This window comes from Myxococcales bacterium, assembly GCA_016712525.1.
Classification (GTDB): domain Bacteria; phylum Myxococcota_A; class Polyangia; order Polyangiales; family Polyangiaceae; genus JAAFHV01.
This window is the reverse complement of the sequence record JADJQX010000006.1, coordinates 284715-302390: the sequence shown is the minus strand read 5'-3', so window position 1 is coordinate 302390 and position 17676 is coordinate 284715. Positions and strand designations below refer to the sequence as shown.

General features: G+C 69.5%; 16 protein-coding genes. 9 read left to right on the top strand and 7 right to left on the bottom strand.

Features of this window, described 5'->3' with window-relative positions:
- Positions 1–65 precede the first annotated feature (65 nt).
- From IPK71_13195 to IPK71_13185, 3 genes are all read left to right on the top strand, one after another.
- The gene (locus IPK71_13195) at positions 66–1034 is read left to right on the top strand and encodes a hypothetical protein (protein ID MBK8214688.1); all 969 of its coding nucleotides are present in this window, start codon (positions 66–68) and stop codon (positions 1032–1034) included.
- Entirely contained in the window at positions 1031–2062 is a 1032-nt protein-coding gene (locus IPK71_13190) for a hypothetical protein (protein MBK8214687.1), read from the top strand. Before IPK71_13195 ends, IPK71_13190 begins: the two co-directional genes overlap by 4 nt.
- A gap of 243 nt (positions 2063–2305) precedes the next feature.
- Positions 2306–3373, top strand: coding sequence for a hypothetical protein (locus IPK71_13185; protein MBK8214686.1), 1068 nt, complete (start codon positions 2306–2308; stop codon positions 3371–3373).
- 109 nt (positions 3374–3482) lie between these two features.
- Here the strand turns inward: IPK71_13185 and IPK71_13180 are convergent, their stop codons facing one another.
- Entirely contained in the window at positions 3483–4421 is a 939-nt protein-coding gene (locus IPK71_13180; protein MBK8214685.1) for an SDR family oxidoreductase, read from the bottom strand.
- A complete protein-coding gene (locus tag IPK71_13175; GenBank protein ID MBK8214684.1) occupies positions 4418–5221 on the bottom strand; it encodes an acyltransferase family protein in 804 nt (267 codons plus the stop codon). Before IPK71_13175 ends, IPK71_13180 begins: the two co-directional genes overlap by 4 nt.
- Before the next feature lie 118 nt (positions 5222–5339).
- On the opposite strand from IPK71_13175, the gene IPK71_13170 reads away from it, so the two are divergent.
- The 4 genes from IPK71_13170 to IPK71_13155 all read left to right on the top strand — a co-directional run bounded on the left by IPK71_13170 (position 5340) and on the right by IPK71_13155 (position 10476).
- Entirely contained in the window at positions 5340–7454 is a 2115-nt protein-coding gene (locus IPK71_13170; GenBank protein ID MBK8214683.1) for a hypothetical protein, read from the top strand.
- A 316-nt stretch (positions 7455–7770) separates the two neighbouring features.
- Positions 7771–8475: a leucyl/phenylalanyl-tRNA--protein transferase gene (locus tag IPK71_13165; protein ID MBK8214682.1), complete on the top strand. Its 705-nt coding sequence runs from the start codon at positions 7771–7773 to the stop codon at positions 8473–8475.
- A gap of 409 nt (positions 8476–8884) precedes the next feature.
- Positions 8885–10072: a sigma-70 family RNA polymerase sigma factor gene (locus tag IPK71_13160; GenBank protein MBK8214681.1), complete on the top strand. Its 1188-nt coding sequence runs from the start codon at positions 8885–8887 to the stop codon at positions 10070–10072.
- Positions 10073–10158: 86 nt separating this feature from the next.
- Positions 10159–10476, top strand: a complete 318-nt coding sequence (locus IPK71_13155) for a BolA family transcriptional regulator (protein ID MBK8214680.1) — start codon at positions 10159–10161, stop codon at positions 10474–10476.
- A 318-nt stretch (positions 10477–10794) separates the two neighbouring features.
- On the opposite strand, the gene IPK71_13150 is transcribed toward IPK71_13155, so the two are convergent.
- The 3 genes from IPK71_13150 to IPK71_13140 form a co-directional block, all read right to left on the bottom strand.
- Positions 10795–11529 (bottom strand): lamin tail domain-containing protein, encoded by a 735-nt coding sequence (locus tag IPK71_13150; protein ID MBK8214679.1) that lies wholly within the window; start codon positions 11527–11529, stop codon positions 10795–10797.
- Positions 11530–11548: 19 nt separating this feature from the next.
- Positions 11549–11722 carry a hypothetical protein gene (locus IPK71_13145; protein ID MBK8214678.1) on the bottom strand — a complete coding sequence of 58 codons (174 nt, stop codon included), beginning with the start codon at positions 11720–11722 and terminating at the stop codon, positions 11549–11551.
- A gap of 228 nt (positions 11723–11950) precedes the next feature.
- Entirely contained in the window at positions 11951–12787 is an 837-nt protein-coding gene (locus IPK71_13140; protein MBK8214677.1) for an NAD(P)-dependent oxidoreductase, read from the bottom strand.
- Positions 12788–12920: 133 nt separating this feature from the next.
- On the opposite strand from IPK71_13140, the gene IPK71_13135 reads away from it, so the two are divergent.
- On the top strand, positions 12921–14306 hold the full coding sequence (locus tag IPK71_13135; GenBank protein ID MBK8214676.1) for a hypothetical protein: 1386 nt from the start codon (positions 12921–12923) through the stop codon (positions 14304–14306).
- A 93-nt stretch (positions 14307–14399) separates the two neighbouring features.
- On the opposite strand, the gene IPK71_13130 is transcribed toward IPK71_13135, so the two are convergent.
- Together IPK71_13130 and IPK71_13125 are read right to left on the bottom strand one after the other, a co-directional pair.
- Complete coding sequence (locus IPK71_13130; protein ID MBK8214675.1) at positions 14400–15074, bottom strand: PepSY-associated TM helix domain-containing protein; 675 nt, start codon at positions 15072–15074, stop codon at positions 14400–14402.
- Positions 15067–15768, bottom strand: coding sequence for a molybdopterin-dependent oxidoreductase (locus tag IPK71_13125; protein MBK8214674.1), 702 nt, complete (start codon positions 15766–15768; stop codon positions 15067–15069). The genes IPK71_13130 and IPK71_13125 overlap by 8 nt, the downstream gene beginning before the upstream one ends.
- A 104-nt stretch (positions 15769–15872) precedes the next feature.
- On the opposite strand from IPK71_13125, the gene IPK71_13120 reads away from it, so the two are divergent.
- Positions 15873–17468, top strand: coding sequence for a methyltransferase domain-containing protein (locus tag IPK71_13120; protein MBK8214673.1), 1596 nt, complete (start codon positions 15873–15875; stop codon positions 17466–17468).
- Positions 17469–17676 lie beyond the last annotated feature (208 nt).

The window sequence follows — 17676 nt, the reverse complement described above, 5'->3', positions numbered from 1 at the left end:
GCACGCGAGTTTCGAGGCACGAACCCGTGACGACCGCCCTCCTTCCGTGAATACTCCACGGACCCATGCGACGCACCTCCCCCTCGCCTTCGCGCTCGAAATACCTGATGCCGCTCGCGCTCTTCACCGGCGCCGCGATGGGCCTCGCGTGCGGGAGCACGCCGCGCGACACGTCTCCGTTCCCCACGGTGCCCGAGGCAGGCCCGGGCGACAACTCCACCCAAGACGGCGGGCCGCTCTTCCCCTCGGGCGACTCGGGCCCCACGACCTCGCCCGATGGCTGCTCCGAAGCCGCCAAGCTCGTCTACGTCGTCTCGGCCGAGAACGACCTCTACTCCTTCAAGCCCGACACGCTCACCTTCACCAAGATAGGCCGCCTCGACTGCCGCGCCGCGGCCCTCGCCTCGCCCAACTCGATGGCCGTCGACAGGTCCGGGAACGCGTGGGTCAACTACTCCGACGGCACGCTCTTCAAGGTCTCGACGAGAGACGCCACGTGCGCGTCGACGCCCTTCGCCGCGGGGCAAGACGGCTTCACGAAGTTCGGCATGGCCTTCGCCGCGAACACGCCGGGCTCCACGGCCGAGACGCTCTACGTCGCGGGCCTGCAGGACATCCTCTCGGGGGGTCGCGCCGGCCTCGGCAAGATCGATCTCACGTCGATGAAGCTCACGTTCGTGGGCGATTACTCGGGAGATCTGCGCGGCCGCGGCGCCGAGCTCACCGGCACGGGAGACGCGAAGCTCTACGGCTTCTACACGACCGACCCGGCCACCCTCGCGCGCGTCGACGTCGCGAGCGGCGCCACGAGCGAGGCCAAGTCCCTCACGGGCGTACGCACGGGCGACGCGTGGGCCTTCTCGTTCTGGGGCGGCGACTTCTGGTTCTACACGGCCGAGTCTCTCCAAGAATCCAAGGTCACGAGGCTCCGAAGCTCCGACGGAAACATCCAGGTGGTGGTCCCCAAGGTCGGCGGCTTCCGCATCGTGGGCGCCGGCGTCTCCACGTGCGCGCCCACGGCACCGCCACGATGACGCGTGCGCCACACGGGCGCGGTCCGCTCGTGGTCGTCCTCGGCCTCGCGCTGTCGTTCTCGGCGGCGGGATGCCCTTGTGTACGAGGCGCGGTCAACGCGAGCCCAGAGCTGCGATTTTGGCTCTTTTCGAGCTTCGGAGCGCCGAAGGTGTGCCCCGAGCTCACGAAGCGCGGCGTGCCGCTCAAGCTGCCGTCGTTCGGCCCCGCGTCGGTCGGCCGGTTCTTCCCCGAGCAGTGCGACGCCCAAGTCGACGAGGGTCGTCAGACGCTCATGGTGCGTGTGTCGGGCACGGGATACGCGACGCTGCCCGTCGCGCGACGCGTCGGGTTTTCGTGCTCCGTGACGGTCGAGTACCGCCCCGATTTTCGCATGGAAGAGGACGCGACCTACGTGTGGGGAACCTTCTCACGCCTGGTCGCTCCGCCCGAGCTGCGGATCCTCGGGGTCGAGAACCCGGTCGTGAGCCTCGCCTCGCAAACACCCGTGGGCACGGTCGCCGTCGGCCTCGCGCAAGGGCTCGTGTCGGGCGAGCTCGGCAAGGGTTTCACCGTGGTCCACACCGAGACGGGCGACGACTTCACCATCGGCCACATGGAACCGCCCGAGCGACCTCGTCGGCTCGTGGCGACGACCCCCGGGCGCAGCTCCGTCGTCGCCGACGTCACGGAGATCCAACCACGAGCGCGCGAGTACGTCGGCCCGTTCGAGCTCGATGGCTCGGGAAATCCCGTGTTCCTAAGGGCCCGCGTCGAGGGCGCCCCCGTCACGTACACGCTCGTCGATCGCCCCTCGGGAGACGCATGGCGCCGCGCGTACGAGGCCGCTCAGCCGCTCGCGCCAGGCTTCGTGACCCCGTACGCGCAAGGCGAGCTCCGCGGCGACACCCAGGTCCCGTTGCCCTCACGACCGGGCCAGTTCTTCCTCGTGCTCGAGAACCCCCAGGCGACCTTCCTCGGCGGGCTCGGGGTCGGGCTCGGGGAGACCCCGTCGCGCGTGACCTACGCCATCGAGACCGCGGGCCGCTGACGGAGACCCCACGCAAGACCTGCGCACCGACTCTCCCTGCTCGCGCAGCGCCTGGCGCGGTGCGGCAGACGACCTGGATCGTTCGACCCCCACCACCGGGGGATCCCTCCGGCGACCCGGGTTTCGAACCTAAGAAATCAGGTAAATTCGAGCCCGCCCAGGGGCCCATGGGGTGGCCCGTCCTTTGCGTCCATCCTGGGAGGCCCGTGGCGTCTTGCCCCGGAGCCTGCACGAGGTGACCCCTTGCTGAAGCTCCCACGACACCCCGAAGGCGAAATCGATCTCGGCACCAACGAGATCGAAGTGGTGTCCGGCCCGGGCCGGTACGCCGCGGTCGATCGTGGAGCTCTCTCGCGACCGCGCGCGCGCCGCAGCGACCGCCCTCAAGCCGCGCCATTCCGCTCGTCGCCGCCGCCGGCGCCGGCGTCGGTGCCCCCGCAGGCTCGCCCCTACTCGCAGCCTCCGCAGGCGTATGCGCAGTCCCCCCAGGCCTACGCGCAGCCGCAGGCGTACGCGCAACCCCCGCAGGCCTACGCGGCTCCGCACAGTGGATTCGTCCCCGTTGCGGCGAGCTCGTACGTCCCGATGCACATGGCGGCGCACGCTCCGCCCCCGCCGGTCCCGTGGGGCAACGCGCAGGCGTCTTCGCAATATCCCGCTCAGTACCCGGGCAGCGTGCCTCCGCCGCCGAGCAGCCTCGCGGCGATCGCCGATCCGACCTCGCAGCACGCCGCCATCGCGTCGGTCAGCGTCACGAACGCGCGCCGCGGCCCGTCCGGGCTGGTCTGGGCCGCGACGCTCGTCGTCATGGGTGCCTTCCTCGGCGGCATGTACGGCATGTCCACCCGAGGCCAGGCTCCGCAGGCCCAAGCCCCCGCGGCCGAGCCCCAGGTGGCCGCGGCCGCCGCGCAGCCCCACGCGCCGGCGCCCCAGGTCCAGGCTCCGGTCACGCCGGCCGCCATCGCTCAGGCTCCCGTCGTCGCGACGACCACCCCCGCGGCCGTCGTCGGCCCCGCTCCGTCGCTCGTCGGTGTCGTCGGCCCTGCGAGCCCCGTCGTGGTCCCCACGCACGCCCCGGAGCCTCCGGTCGCGTCGACGAAGGGCGGCAAGCCCCACACGCCGAAGGCCGGCGCGTCGCACGCGCACTCGGGCCAGGTCGCCGTGGCCATGCCCGCGCCGAAACCCGCGCCCGTCGCCAAGCCCGCCCCTCCGAAGCCCGCGCCCGCCGCCAAGCCGGGCAAAGGCAAGACGGCCGAGGAGATCGCGGCCGAGAAGACCCTCCGCGAAGCTCAGCTCCAGCCGAGCCTCTGAGCGGCAGCACGGGCACGAGCCCATGGCGCCACCCGACGGGTGGCGTCGTCGTTTCGAAGGCCCCAGCTGTTCGCCAAGGCCCTGAATCTTTTGGACTTTTCGTGTTCGTTTAGCCGCGCGTCATGGGCGGGAACGCCCTACGGAACTCGCGCATGGCGTCGCCCTCGGTCACGTCGTGGGAGTAGCCCGTGGCGAGGCGGAAGGCTTTGTCGTCGATGACCACGGGGTACTTGATGTGGCCGAGCGCGCCACGCGGGAGGCGGGGCAACCCGAAGCGGCCGAGCACACCCGCGAAGAGCACCTCGGGGATCGGGGTCGGCTTGCGGCCCGTCTCGCGGACGACGACCGAGAGCGGCACGGGCTGCGGTCCGGCGACGTTGAACACCCCGCGAGGCTTCTTCTCGATCGTCGCGAGGAGCGACTTCACGACGTCGTCCTCGTGCATGAACTGAAAGAGCGGATCGTACCCGAGCACCATGGGCACACGGTCGCCGCCTCCGCGGAGGAACGTCGCGAGCGTGCCGTGCCCCGACTCGCCCAGCGTGTAACAGAAGCGCAGCACGGTGGTGGTGAGCTCAGGGTGGCGCCAGAGCATGGTGCCCGCGTAGAGATCCGCGGCCACGAGGTCGGCGAGCTCGGGGAAGTACGCGAGCGCCATCGGGGGCTCGTCCTCGCCGTGGTAGAGCGGCGAGTCGGGCGCGGCGCCGTAGAACGTGTGGCGCCCCACGAAGATGACGTGCCCGTTGCCGTACGCGCGCGTGTGCTCGAACACGGCGCGTGTACCCTGCAAGTTGATGCGGTAGCGATCCTCGCTCTGGCGAAGCAGGTGCGTGACCGTCGCCATGTGGACGACCACGTCGGGGCGCACGCGGCGGAACACGTCCTCGGCGCCGCGCTTGCGGATGTCGACCTGGTGGACCTCGAGGCCGTCCATGGCCGCTCCGAAGGGCCTTCGATCGATGCCGATGACGTCATGCCCGCGCATGAGCAGCTCGCGCGCGAGGCGGCGACCTACGGCGCTCGTGACGCCTGGAACGAGGACCTTCATGCCCCACCTCCTGCGCGCCGACGGACGCGGCCCTCTTCGAGCATGCGCGCGATCTCGGCCTTCACCCGCTCCACGTATCCGGCGATGACGACGTCGTCCTCGGAGCCCGTGCCCTCGAAGAACATGGGCTCGCCGTACACCACCTCGAGCTTCACCGGGAGCGGAAGCGCCACGCCGTACGGCGTGATGGGCACGTACGGCGCGCCCACGAGCTTCCCGAGCCACTCGGAGTTCGCGATCGTCGGCACGGCGTCTCCACCTCCGAGGAACGCGAGCGGCACGATCGGGGTCTTCGTGCGCAGCGCGAGCCGCATGAACCCCGTGCCGAACGCGACGAGGCTGTAGCGCTCTTTGTAGAGCTTCGCCGTGCCACGCGCGCCCTCGGGGAACACCATGAGCAGGCGCTCGTCCTCGAGCAGGCGCACGGCGTGCTCGGGGAGCCCGGTAAATTGTCCCGTGCGGTTCGACCACTGCGAGGCGAGCGGCAGCGTGTTCAAGAACTTCTCGACCATGCCCTGCGCGAGGCGCGGCGGGTTCATCTCGAGGAACATCGAGGCGATGACCATCGCGCCGTCGATCGCGATGCCACCCGAGTGGTTCCCGATCAGCATGCAACGCCCCCGCTTCGGCACGTTCGCGAGCCCCCGCGCCTCGACCGAGAAATAGTGCCGGTAGAGCGGCTCGAGCAGACCGAAGAACACGGCGAGGTGGTCCTTCGAGATGCCGTACGGGTCGACCCCGAACTCATTCCAGGGCAGCTCGAGTCGATCCACGCGATCGCGAATTTCACCGTCGAACATGCGGGGGGCACCTCCAACCGGGCCCGAGCCTCCGAGGTTACGGAATCGGCCGCCCACCGTCTCCCGAAAATGTCCTGAGACGATTGACCTCGGGGAAAAGGCCCGCGAGAGTCCGCGCATGACGCTCCTCCGACGCACGGGTCTCGGCCTTTCGTTCGTTCTCGCCCTCTCCGCCGCAACGACCGCCTGCGAAGATCCGCCCAAGGCCCCGCCCACGCTACCTCCGCCCACGCCGAGCGCCGCGCCGACGCCGAGCGCCTCCACGCCCCCGCCTCCCCCGCGCCCGAGCACGAGCGCGGTCCCGCGAAAGGACTGGAACCGCCTCGCCGTGGAGCTCGATCTCCCCCTCTATTGGATCGCCGACACGGACGGGAACGGCGCGATCGACCCGGCGGAGCTCGCGGTGACCTGGAACGCGCCGAAGGGCGTCTCCCGCGACACGTACGTCGTCGAGGGGCAGTCGAACGGCCCCACGAACCCGACGTCGTTCACCCAGGCCTTCTACGACGCGCAGACGAAGATCGTGGCGCGCCACGGCGGCGACCTCGGCCCCGCCCCCAAGGACCCGACGGAGGCCGCGCGACGTGCCTCGGTCGTGAAGGAGCTCGCGCAAGGCCGCGCCACGCTCGTGCTCTCCGACTTTCGCGGTAAACCCGCGGGAGAGCTCGAGTTTTTGGATCACCTGCTCGCCGCGGTGGAGGTCATGGAGCGCCTCTACCAGACGCAGATGGGCACGTACGGGCTCCGCGCGAAGGTCCCGCAGGGCGACACCGCGAGCGCCGCGCTCTTCTTCCGCAACCAAGGCCCGAAGTGCGAGGCCCCGGCGACGCAGAACGATCCGGCCTGCTCGGCCATCCCGATCGTCGCAGGCGCCCCCACGAAGGTCTCCGGCCTCTACCCGGAGAGCGAGCTGTCGAAGCCCAAGTTCTGCGAGGAGCTCGCCAAGAAGGACAAGGCCCTCGTCGACCCGTACACCGTCGTCGTGAAGGACGGCGACAAGCTCCGCGCCGAGCCGTACCACGTGCACTACAAGGCCGACCTCGCGATCGCCGCGCGCGAGCTCCGCGCCGCCGCGAAGGCCCTCGGAGACGGCGAAGAGAGCCTCCGCACCTACCTCGAGGCGCAGGCCAAGGCCTTCGACGACGGCTCGTGGTTCTCGGCCGACGAGGCCTGGGCCAAGATGGGCGTGAAGAACTCGAAGTACTACCTCCGCATCTCGGCCGACGAGGTCTACGCCGAGCCGTGCAGCACGAAGGCGCTCTTCCACACGAGCTTCGGCTTCATCAACACGAAGTCGATCGCCTGGCAGGACAAGCTCGATCCGATGAAGGGCGACATGGAGCGCGCCCTCGCCGCCCTCGCCGGCAAGCCGTACAAGGCGCGCGAGGTCTCGTTCAAGCTCCCGGACTTCGTCGACATCGTCCTCAACGCGGGCGACGCGCGAAACCCCTTCGGCGCCACGATCGGCCAGTCGCTCCCGAACTTCGGCCCGGTCGCCAACGAGGGCCGAGGCCGCACCGTCGCGATGACGAACTTCTACACCGACCCGGACAGCCTCGCCGCGCAGCGCTCCACGGCCGAGTCTCTCTTCTGCCCGGACGTGATGAACCTCTACACGACCGATCCCGAGCCGCAGCTCATGAGCACCGTGCTCCACGAGGCGGCGCACAACCTCGGCCCGGCGCACCAGTACAAGGTCGGAGGCAAGATCGACCGCGACCAGTTCGGCGGCCCGCTCGCGTCCACGCTCGAGGAGCTCAAGGCCCAGACCGCGGCCCTCTACTTCACCGATTGGCTCGTGACGAAGGGCAAAATCACCCGCGCCGAGGCCGATCGCGCCCACATCCGCGACGTCTTCTGGGCCTTCGGCCACATCTCGCGCGGCATGTACTCGGACGACGGCCACCCGAAGAACTACAGCCAGCTCGCGGCGATCCAGCTCGGCGAGCTCATGGCCAAGAAGGCCATCTCGTTCGACCCGCAGAAGAAGGCCGCCAACGGCAAGGACATGGGCTGCTTCTCGATCGACCTCGGCAAGATGCCCAAGGCCATCGAGGAGCTCATGAAGGACGTGGCGGGCATCAAGGGCCGCGGCGACAAGGCCCGCGGCGAGAAGCTCGTCCTCACCCACGCGGGCGCCCCCAAGGCCCCGAAGAGCCCGCTCCACACCACGATCGCCGAGCGTGTCCTCCGCGAGCCGAAACCGAGCTTCGTGTACGGGATTCGGCGATAACCACATACGAATCGAGCACTTGTGCGACGAAGGCGGGTCCCTCTTCCGAGGGGCCCGTTTTTTTTCTCCGGGGGAGGAAGAAGCGCCCGCGACCGCCGTACGACGAGGTGCCCCGAAGAGAGCCGGGGTGCTTCCTTACGGACCACCGGAGCTTCGGCTCCGGGGGCCGAGTGGGGGTCGGACCGTCGGTCCGCGTGCCTCGCTTCGTTCGTCGGCCAATAGCCGAGGAGCCGGCGGATGGGGCGATGCGCGGGTGACGACCCGGTCCCCTCTCGGCTCGCCATGCGCGCGCCCAGAAGGTACCCTCCGGGGGCTCGTGCCCGTCCCGTTCCCGCCCATCGAGCCGCCCAAGACGGCCATCGCGTTCCCCGATCCGAGGCGCCTCGGCCGCCGTGAGGTCGTCGCGATCGGCGAGGATTTTCGGCCTTACACGGTGCTCGAGGCCTACCGGCGGGGGGTGTTTCCCTGGCCGCACACCTCGCCCACGGGCGACCCGATGGTGCTGTGGTTCTCGCCGAACCCGCGGGCCATCTTCCCGATCGAGGCCGAGCCCCACTGGTCGCGCAGCCTTCGCCGCACGCTGCGGCACCACCCCTACACCGTCACGGTCGACGAGGACTTCGAGGGCACCATTCGCGCGTGCGGAGAGACCCGCGCCGAGACGGGGACCTGGATCACCCCGGCCCTGCTCGCCGGCTACCTCGAGCTCCACGCCCTCGGCTGGGCCCACAGCGTCGAGGTGTGGGACACGAGCACGACCCCGCGGCGGCAGGTCGGCGGCATCTACGGCATCGCGATCGGCGGGGCGTTCGCGGGCGAGTCGATGTTCCACAAAGAGACCGACTGCTCCAAGATCGCCTTCGCGAGCCTGGTCGAGCGGCTCCGGGCCGGGGGGTTCGTGCTCTTCGACGTGCAGGTGCAAAATCGCCACCTCGCGTCGCTCGGGTGCATCGAAGTGCCTCGACCTACGTATTTAGACCGGCTCGACGCGGCCCTCCGGGTCGAAGCGCGCCTCCCCTGACGGGAACCTGACGAAACCTCCCGTGTCGGTCGTGCGTACCCCGAGCGTCACACTCGGCCCGCCACGAGCGACGACCCAGGGTGATCGTTTCCAGGAAAACCACCCACGAACCCGCTCGTCGCGCACTTTTCGGGAAGGATTGGCAGATCGAGCGCGTTTCCGAAACGTGGTTATGGTCCTCGAGCCAGCACGACCACTGGCCACTTCGACGAATTGCCCCAAGAGAAGCGCACGACATCGGGTCTCCCTTGTCCCTCCGTTCCAATCGGGCTCGGATCGTGCCCCCGCCCGCCGTGCGTGGAGTAACGCCTTGAAAAAGCAAACGAAATCTCCCCTGGCCGTCGCCACCATCTCCGCCCCGCCCTCCCCGGCCGAAGGCGCAGAGGCGGTCGATCTCTATTTCCGTCGCATGGCCAAGGTCCCGCTCCTCACCCGCGAGGGCGAGGTCGAGCTCGCCATGCAAATCGAAGAGGGCGAGCGCTCCATCGTCGAGGCCATCGTCGACTCCGAAGCGGCCGCCCGTGAGCTCGCGCAGGTGGGCCAATCTCTCGAGAAGGGCAAGCTCAAGCTCCGCGACGTGCTCCGAAACGTCGAGGAAGAGGAGGCCTTCGACGACGCGGCCGTCAAACGCACCGCGCGTCTCCTCGAGAAGGCGTTCCTCGAGCTCTACGTCCGCGGCGAGCGCGTGACCGACACGCAAAAAGTGCGCGCGAAGGTCGTCGGGGCTCTCGAGGGCATTCGCCTCGACCAGACCGTCGTCTCTCGCATCGCCCGCAAGCTGCGCCAGCAGGTGCAGGCCACGGGCGCCGCTACGGCCAAAAAGCGCCTGAAGCGCACCCTCTCGGACATCGAGGCCGGTCGGCGCAAGGCAGAGAACGCCAAGGCGCAGCTCGTCGAGGCGAACCTTCGCCTCGTCGTGTCGCTCGCCAAGAAGCACACGAGCCGTGGGCTCCAGCTCCTCGACCTCGTGCAGGAGGGCAACATTGGCCTCATGCGCGCCGTCGACAAGTTCGAGTACAAGCGCGGCTACAAGTTCTCGACGTACGCCACCTGGTGGGTGCGCCAGTCGATCTCGCGGGCCATCGCCGACCAGGGCCGCACGATTCGCGTGCCGGTCCACATGTTCGAGAACCTGCAGAAGCTCACGCGGACGAGCCGCTCGTTGCTCCAGGAATACGGCCGCGAGGCCACGCCCGAGGAGCTCTCCGAGAGCACGGGCCTCCCGGTCGACAAGGTCCGCGCCGTGCTGCGCATCGCGCGTGAGCCCATCAGCCTCGAGACGCCGGTCGGCGCCGAGGGCGAGGCGAGCGTCGGAGAGTTCATCCCCGACGACGGCTCGCACTCCCCCGACGATGCCTACGCCAAGATGCGTTTTCACGAGCAAACTCGCCAGCTTCTGAAGACGCTCACCCCCCGCGAGGAGAAGATCCTGCGGCTCCGGTTCGGCATCGACGAGCCGCGTGATCACACCCTCGAAGAGGTGGGCGAGAGCTTCGCGCTCACCCGCGAGCGCATCCGCCAGATCGAGACCAAGGCCCTCCGCAAGCTGCGCCTCCCCTCGGAGCACCGCCGCCTGCGCACCTACCTCGAGGGCTGACGGCTGGGACGCAACGGAAGGGCCGTCGACCTCGCGAGGTTGGCGGCCCGTTCTGTTTTTGTCGGGTTTCACGCTATGGAGGCTTCATGAGCCGCAAAGAACGCATCGCCTCCGCGCTCGAAGGGGCGCTCGCGCCCACGCACCTCGAGGTGATCGACGAGAGCCACGCGCACGCCGTGAAGCCGGGCGCCGAGTCGCACTTCAAGGTGGTGATCGTGTCCGAGGCCTTCGCCGGCAAGAACGCCATCGCACGGCACCAGGCCGTCTACGGGGCGCTCAAGGCTGAGCTTGCGAAGGGGCTCCACGCGGTGGCCATCACGTCGCGCACGCCGGCGGAGTGGGCGGCGCTGCCCGAGGCGCTCGTGTCGCCCCCGTGCGCCGGTGCCAACAAGGGCCAGGGCTGAGGTCGGGAGGGGCGACCGGCCGATCCGACAGACGGCCCGAAAGAACCGACCGACGTTCGCGCTATCTCTATGAGATCAATCACTTGATGCAACACGGCATGCCGAAAAGACACGAAACAGCGCATAGAGTCATGCATGGCCCGTCGAGCGGTCAAAAAGAACGACCGACGTTCGCGCCATCTCTATGAGAAGACTCACATAACGCGCAACGGCATGCCGAAAGAGCATGGTCGCCCCGCGGCCACTACCCCCACGCCCACCACCCCACGCCCACCACCCCACGCCCACCCACCGCCCCTTCGGCTCAGGGCGCCCGGCTCAGTTCGAGGCGTTCGGCGTCGCGTTGGCCGACCGGAAGTCGACCTGATTGTTGTTCGTGTCGCTCCCGTTCGGGATGCGCTGGATCGACTTGCCCACGGCGCCCGGCGTCGGAGCCGCGTTCCCCTCGGTCAGAGGCTTCGCGCCCGTGAGCGTCCCGTAGCCGACCGCGTCGACCCGCGCGCCGAGCTTGTCGAACAGCCCGACCTGACCGTTGTCGGCCGCCATCGTGCCGCCCGTGTAGGTCGCGGTCTTGGGGCCCGGAAACGTCGACGAGGCCACGACGAAATACCCGCGAGCGAGCACCTTGTGGCTCACGAGGCCCGTAAAAAACGTGCTCGGCGTGGAGCTGCCGCCCGAGCTGTACTTGAGGGCATACCCCTCGAGGGACACGTCGCACGGCGTCGGGTTGTAGATCTCGACGAACTCGTGGTTCGCGTCCGTGCCTTCGGTCTGGACCTCGTTGATGACGAGCGCCCCGGTGCATCCGCCTGCGTCTCCGCCCGAGTCGACCGGCGGCACGACCACGTCGGCCGGGCTCGGGCTGTCGGCGATGGCGTCTTTCGGGCCACCGGAGTCGGGCCGCGTCGTCGTGGGGGCGTCGGCCGGGCCACCGTCGGCCTCGGTCACGCTTCCGTCGCTCTCGCTCCCTGGATCTCCGATGACGCCCACGGCACAGCCGGCCGCCACGAGGCCGCCGACCACGAAAGCCCCCACCGTACCGAAGCGACGCATCACGGATCCCTTCGACCGATCAGTGCCGCGAGGCTTGGTTCGCGCGAGCGGCCTCGTCGCGGAGGATGTCGGACAGGGCGTCGACGAGAGCGAGCTCGAGGCCTCGACGGTCGACTTCGCCCGAGCGCGAGTCTTGGGCGATGCGGCGATCGCGCGTATCGAAGCTTGTGGTGGGCTCTTGGTCGGTGTGCATGGTCGACAATGTCTCCAATCGGAGCGTTCTTCGGCAAAATCCTGACGAGTTTCGCCCGGAGTCTTGGCGCAGAACCGGGCACCTTCAAGGTGTATTTCCGTCAAGGCTTTTTTTTGATGCGCGCATGTCGCACCCGTGTCACGGTCGGCTCGAGGGGTGGGGCCGTACCGCGGCTCACCTTGCCTCGAAGGCACGGCTCGCGCTCCTAAGAAGGGCGGCTCCTTGCCGTCAGACGAAGAAGTCGGGGATGAGGTCCGTCCCGGGCACGCTCTGGTACCCGTCGAGGTTCGTCACGCCGGCCGAGGCGAGCACCTCGTCGTCGATGAAGTACTGACCGGTGTTGCCCGCGTCCGTGCTCTTGCGGGTGAGCACCACGTACGCCGCGTCGGCCATGATCTCGGGCGCCCGGCTCCCCTTCATGACGTCGTCGCCGCCGACCAGGTTCTGCACGGCGGCCGTGGCGATCACGGTGCGCGGCCAGAGGGCGTTCACCGCGATCTTCTTGGAGCGAAGCTCCTCGGCCATGCCGAGCACGCACAAGGTCATGCCGAACTTCGCCATGGTGTAGGCCACGTGAGGCCCGAACCACTTGGCCTCGGTGATGCTCTTCAGCGGCGGCGCGAGGTTCAAGATGTGCGGGTTCTCGGCCTTCTCGAGGTACGGGATGCACGCCTGCGAGCAGAGGAACGTGCCGCGCGTGTTGATCTGGTGCATGAGATCGAAGCGCTTCATGGGCGTCTCGAGCGTGCCCGTGAGGCTGATGGCGCTCGCGTTGTTCACGAGGACGTCGATGCCACCGAACGTGTCGACCGCCTTCTTCACGGCGGCCTTCACCTGGTCCTCGTCTCGCACGTCGACGAGGCACGGGAGCGCTTTCCCGCCCGCCTTCTCGATCTCTTCGGCGGCCGTGTAGATCGTGCCGGGGAGCTTCGGGTGGGGCTCGGCCGTCTTGGCCGCGATGACGACGTTGGCGCCGTCGCGCGCCGCGCGGAGGCCGATGGCTTTGCCGATGCCACGGCTCGCGCCGGTGATGAAGAGGGTCTTGCCTTGGAGGGTCGTGGACATGGGCTAGAAAGAGACACCCTGCGTTTCGCGCGGTCAACGGGAGATCCAACGCGATCGTCGTGCGTCGTATCCTGCACACTCCCGCTCCCCCGGCTACGCACGGCGGAGGGCGCCCAACCCTAGGATTTCTCAAATGTTCAGGACACTTGGCCTCGCGGCTCTGCTCTCGGTCACCCTCTTCGCCGCGTGCACCCGCGAGAAAATCATCGTGGTCCAGGCGCCGCCCACCACGGGAGCACCTGGCAGCGCGATGCCGCTCGCCACGAACGACGGACCGAAGCCCGAGCCGGGCGAGTGGGGCATCCGCGACCGCACGGCCCAAGAAGAGCTCCGCGCCACGGTGAACAAGGTCGTCGGCATGCCGAACGACTCCGAGCTCACGCAGCGGGTCTCGCGGCGCGGGCTCTCGGTCGTGAACGTCGCGTGGGAGGACACGGGGCGCTCGGTGGGCTCCTCGGTCGGCCCGAACATCTCCGATCTCTCGCTCCAGGTGCGCATGCGCGACGAGCGCGGCTTCACCGGGGCGGTCATGCCGGTGATGCGCTTCCCGAACTTCTCCGACCGCACGGGAGACGTCCCCGCCGACAAGTTCTTCGTTCGCGTGGGCAACCAGCGTGAGGGGAGCGCGCTCTCGTCGGTGCCGCTCTCGGACGTGCTCCGCGACGTTCGCAAGTTCATGACCGCGCCTTCGAACCTGCTCGGCTCGGGCAACCTGCTCGCCGCGCGCGACTCGCACTTCCTCGTGAGCGCGCAGGCCGTGTTCCTCCCCATCCCGAAGACCGGCAAGGTGGAGTTCAACCCGGTGCTCTTCAACTACCAGTCGTTCCCGGGCTCGCCCGCGGTGCTCTCGATCTTGGTGACGCGCCAGGGGACGAGCATCCAGGTCGTCGAGAACCGGGGCGAAGAGGCCACGGCGGTCGGCTGGGGCCAGGAGCTCTACTTCAACAACGGCGGGCAGCGCGCCGCGTTCACCGGCGAGCGAAAATCAGACGTCGAAGGCCGCATCGCCGCCCAAGGTGGCCCGAAGACCGAAGACGACAAATCGGCCCTCGCGAAGGGCGCCGACGTGCTCTTCCTCGTTCAGGTGCCGCTCGTTCAGGCTCCGCGGCCCAACCGCGGGGGCTGGGGCCCGGGAGGCGGTGGGTTCGGGCAACTCGGTGGGGCGGCGAAGGGCGCACCCGCCGCGGCCGCCCCCATGCAAGAGGACGAGGGCGCCGGGCGGAGGAGGAGCGACGTCGAGCAGGCTGTGCTCGGACATGGCCCGAACCTCGGGAAATTCGACGAAGCGCGCGGCCTCAAGCTCGAACGCGACACGCGGTTCCCGGTGCGCGTCACGGTGCAGTTCTACAAGGCCACGAGCAACGGCGTCGTGAGCGACACGGACCTCGACAGCATCTCGCGCTCGATCGGCAGCGTCTACGAGCACGCCGAGTTCGTCGGCTCGCTCGTGCTCCCCGAGGGCGATCCGCGCCGCCCCACCGCCTGGCAGAAGATCCCCCGCGAGTGGTTCCCGTGGTGAGCTAGCAGCCTGAACGCTGGCTGTACTCTGCAACCATCGAGGGGCTCCGCGCGAGGGCCGGCTCCACCAGGGGCTGGCCCTTTCGTGATCGTGTCAGGGGCCGCCCGAGAGCACGACGTAGAGCACGGGGACGGCGATCCCGACGGCCACGAGCACCGCGCCGCGCCCGAGGAGCCCCTTCTTGCCCGGGATCATGAAGAGGCCCGAAATCGCGAGCACGAGCAGCCCCGCGGCGTACGCGTCCGCGAAGTAGGTCCACTGCTTTTTGCCGCGGTTCAGGTGGAGCCAGTTGGCTATCCGCAGGAAAAACCTAGGTTTTTGGCCTTCGTCGGTGACGACTTGGCGAGCCTCGTCGATGTGGAGCGTGCGCCGCTCGAAGGTGACGTCGACCTTGGTCGGGTCGACCCGATAGACCTCCCGAGGCGCGACGGTGATGCCGAGGCGCTTCGCGACGGCGGCCGCGAGGGCCTCGTCGTCTTTGGTGGCGTCGCCCGTCTTCGCAGGAAGCGGGCCCGTGTCGACGTCGACCGAGTAGCTCGAGAAGTTTGCGTCTCCGTCCTTCCAGTCGGTGAGGTGGTTCACCGCGAGGCCGCTCGTCGCGTAGACGAGGGTGAGCCCGACGGCGAGGTAGCCGAGATCGCGGTGCGCTGCCCGAACCCAGGGCCTCAAGGCGAACGAAGAGCGGGTGCCGGGGCGCTTCTTCGCGAGCGTGTCGGGGCGCGCGTCGGCTTCGGGGGCTGCCGGAGCCTCGGTCGGGGCGTCAGCCATACCGCTCTTCTTTCCAGGGGTCGGCGTGGTTGTGGTACCCGCGCGTCTCCCAGTAGCCGGGCTCGTCCCGTGAGACGATCTTGATGCCCTGGAGCCACTTCGCGCTCTTCCAAAAGTAGAGGTCGGGGACGAGCGCGCGCACCGGGGGGCCGTGCGGCCGCGGGATGCTCGCGCCGTGGAGCTTGTGGGCCACGAGCACGTTGGGCTGGAGCGCGTCGCGGAGCGGGAGGTTCGCGGTGTAGCCCGCGGCCGCCTCGAACACGAGATAGCGCGCCGTGGCCTTGGGCTTCGCGCGAGCGACGAGATCGGCGACACGCACGCCCGTCCAGCGCACGTCGAGGGCCGACCACTTGGTCACGCAGTGCACGTCGCACGTCTGATCGATCTGAGGCATCCGGAGGAGCTCGGCGAAATCGATCGTGAACGGCGCTTCGACGTCACCGTGGACCCGGAGGCGGAACGCGCCGGGGCTCGGATCCCCCTCGGTGCCTCCCATCGGCTTGAGCTGACGAAGGAGATACTGCCCCGGGGGCAACCTCGGGCGCCCGTCGGGGCGGCGTGTCTCTCGGGCGCGCCGCTCGTCCTCCTCGCTCGCGAGCACGTAGTGGGCGCCGCCGAGCACCGAGACGACGGTGCCGGCCGTGAGCGCCCCCAAGAAGACGCGGCGCCCCATGCTTGGTTTGAGCTCGTTCATGGTGGGTTCGATGTCGCGCTCCGTGACCGGATGCGCCTTCCTCCGGACACACTACGTGCGAACACCCTCGTAGGTTACGGGAGGAGTGATAGAGAACGGCGCCCATGCTGGACAGGCCCCTCGCGGAGCGCATCGACGACCCGGGCTTCACGCCAGGAAAGCGTGACTTTTCGGGACTTTACGAGTTGTTGGCCGGGCCCGACGAGGCCCTCGCCGATCGAGCCGAGGGCGCGTTCGTCCGGGCGGGTGAGGCAGGCGCACGCGCGCTCGTGGAAGCCGCGAGGCGAGCTCCCCCGGGGGAGCGTGAGGCCTTTCGTGTCGCCCGCACGTTGGGCGCGTCGCGCAGCGAAGAGGCCCGCGCCTACCTCCTCCTTCGCCTGACGAACGCCACCGGCAAAGAGCGACGGTGGGCCGCGACCTCGCTCGCGAAGGTGTGGCCCGAGGGGAGCGAAGGGCCGCTGCTCGAGGCCCTGGCGTCGGCCACCCGCGAGGAGGACGTTCGCGCCTTCGCGCAGGCCGCGGCCAAGGTGGGCACAGGGCGGACACTCGAGGCTCTCGCTGCGCTGCGCACGACCGACGCCGAGACGAAGCGCGTCCTCGACAAGGCCCGCCTCGTGCTCGAGCGAACGGTGAGCCGCCCCACGGCGCGCGAGACCACGTCGGCCGGTACGGCACGCTTCGACCGCGCGACGGTCCGGTGCACCTGCCGCGACGGCCTCGAGAGCGTGCTCGCCGAGGAGCTCGCGGCCCGCGGCGCGTCGGTCGTGGCGACCGCGAAGGGACACGTCACGGTGGTCGCCTCGGGGGACCTCACGGAGCTCGCGGCGGCCCGCGTCACGACGGCGCTCGCGTTCGTCGTCGACGCCCCGAGGCGCGCGGGCGTCCCCCTGCCCGCACGCGTGGCGGAGCTGCTCGACGCCCCGGAGAGCCGCGCCGTCGCCAGCGCCTTCTCCCAGGGCGCAGACCGCGCGAGGTTTCGACTCGAGCTCCCTCGAGGCTACGGGAGAGCGGCCATCTTCGACGTCGCGCGGGCCGTCGCCGAAAACCCGGGGCCGTGGCTCAACGACCCTCGCGCGAGCGCGTTCACGGTGCGGGTCGCCGAGCGCGGAGAGCGCATCGAGCTCGCCATCGAGCCTCGCGACGTGCTCGCGCACCGCTTCGCCTACCGAGAGGCCGACGTCCCCGCCGCGTCCCACCCGACCATCGCGGCGGCGCTCGCCAGGCTGTCGTGTCCCGCCCCGGGGGACGTCGTGTGGGACCCGTTCTGCGGGTCGGGCACCGAGCTCGTCGAGCGCGCGCTCCTCGGGCCGTACGCGTCGATGCTCGGTACCGACCTCGACCCGCGCGCCCTCGAGGCCGCGCGCACCAACATGCATCATGCACAGGTCGATCGCGCGATCTCACTCGTCTGCGCCGATGCCCTCGAGGCGCCAGTGCCTCCGGGTCTCACGACCGTGCTCACGAACCCGCCGCTCGGTCGGCGCATCCGCGGCGAGCATGCCCCTCTCTTGAGCCAGGTGATTGAGAAGATCGGACGCGCGCTCGCCCCCGGGGGGCGCCTCGTCTGGGTCTCTCCGAGCCGGGCGCTCGACGAGGTCGCCGAGGCAGCGGGGCTCGCCCTCGAGCGCTCGCTCGACGTGGATCTCGGCGGATTTACAGGGAGAATCGAGGTCCGAAGGAGCTCCGACAGGGCGCGCTGAGCGCGAGCGGCTGCCTCGAGCGCTTTGGGGGTGAGTGTGGCGGGGCCCCCCCCCCCGGCGGCGGGCCCCCCCGGCGCCCCGCGGCTCCGGCGTTGGCACCGCGCGGCGCGCGTGCGAGCATTCGACATCCCATGACGACGTGCCCGAAGTGCAACGCCGAGCTCATCGGCTCGAAGAAGTTCTGTTCCGCGTGTGGCTCTCCCGTGGG

What these genes read in the sequence shown, in the direction of transcription:
- IPK71_13140 (MBK8214677.1), bottom strand. Translation starts at nt 12,787, where the DNA reads ATGTCCACGACCCTCCAAGGCAAGACCCTCTTCATCACCGGCGCGAGC.
- IPK71_13180 (MBK8214685.1), bottom strand. Translation starts at nt 4,421, where the DNA reads ATGAAGGTCCTCGTTCCAGGCGTCACGAGCGCCGTAGGTCGCCGCCTC.
- IPK71_13175 (MBK8214684.1), bottom strand. Translation starts at nt 5,221, where the DNA reads ATGTTCGACGGTGAAATTCGCGATCGCGTGGATCGACTCGAGCTGCCC.
- IPK71_13160 (MBK8214681.1), top strand. Translation starts at nt 8,885, where the DNA reads ATGGCCAAGGTCCCGCTCCTCACCCGCGAGGGCGAGGTCGAGCTCGCC.
- IPK71_13190 (MBK8214687.1), top strand. Translation starts at nt 1,031, where the DNA reads ATGACGCGTGCGCCACACGGGCGCGGTCCGCTCGTGGTCGTCCTCGGC.
- IPK71_13155 (MBK8214680.1), top strand. Translation starts at nt 10,159, where the DNA reads ATGAGCCGCAAAGAACGCATCGCCTCCGCGCTCGAAGGGGCGCTCGCG.
- IPK71_13170 (MBK8214683.1), top strand. Translation starts at nt 5,340, where the DNA reads ATGACGCTCCTCCGACGCACGGGTCTCGGCCTTTCGTTCGTTCTCGCC.
- IPK71_13120 (MBK8214673.1), top strand. Translation starts at nt 15,873, where the DNA reads ATGCTGGACAGGCCCCTCGCGGAGCGCATCGACGACCCGGGCTTCACG.
- IPK71_13150 (MBK8214679.1), bottom strand. Translation starts at nt 11,529, where the DNA reads ATGCGTCGCTTCGGTACGGTGGGGGCTTTCGTGGTCGGCGGCCTCGTG.
- IPK71_13145 (MBK8214678.1), bottom strand. Translation starts at nt 11,722, where the DNA reads ATGCACACCGACCAAGAGCCCACCACAAGCTTCGATACGCGCGATCGC.
- IPK71_13195 (MBK8214688.1), top strand. Translation starts at nt 66, where the DNA reads ATGCGACGCACCTCCCCCTCGCCTTCGCGCTCGAAATACCTGATGCCG.
- IPK71_13135 (MBK8214676.1), top strand. Translation starts at nt 12,921, where the DNA reads ATGTTCAGGACACTTGGCCTCGCGGCTCTGCTCTCGGTCACCCTCTTC.
- IPK71_13125 (MBK8214674.1), bottom strand. Translation starts at nt 15,768, where the DNA reads ATGAACGAGCTCAAACCAAGCATGGGGCGCCGCGTCTTCTTGGGGGCG.
- IPK71_13130 (MBK8214675.1), bottom strand. Translation starts at nt 15,074, where the DNA reads ATGGCTGACGCCCCGACCGAGGCTCCGGCAGCCCCCGAAGCCGACGCG.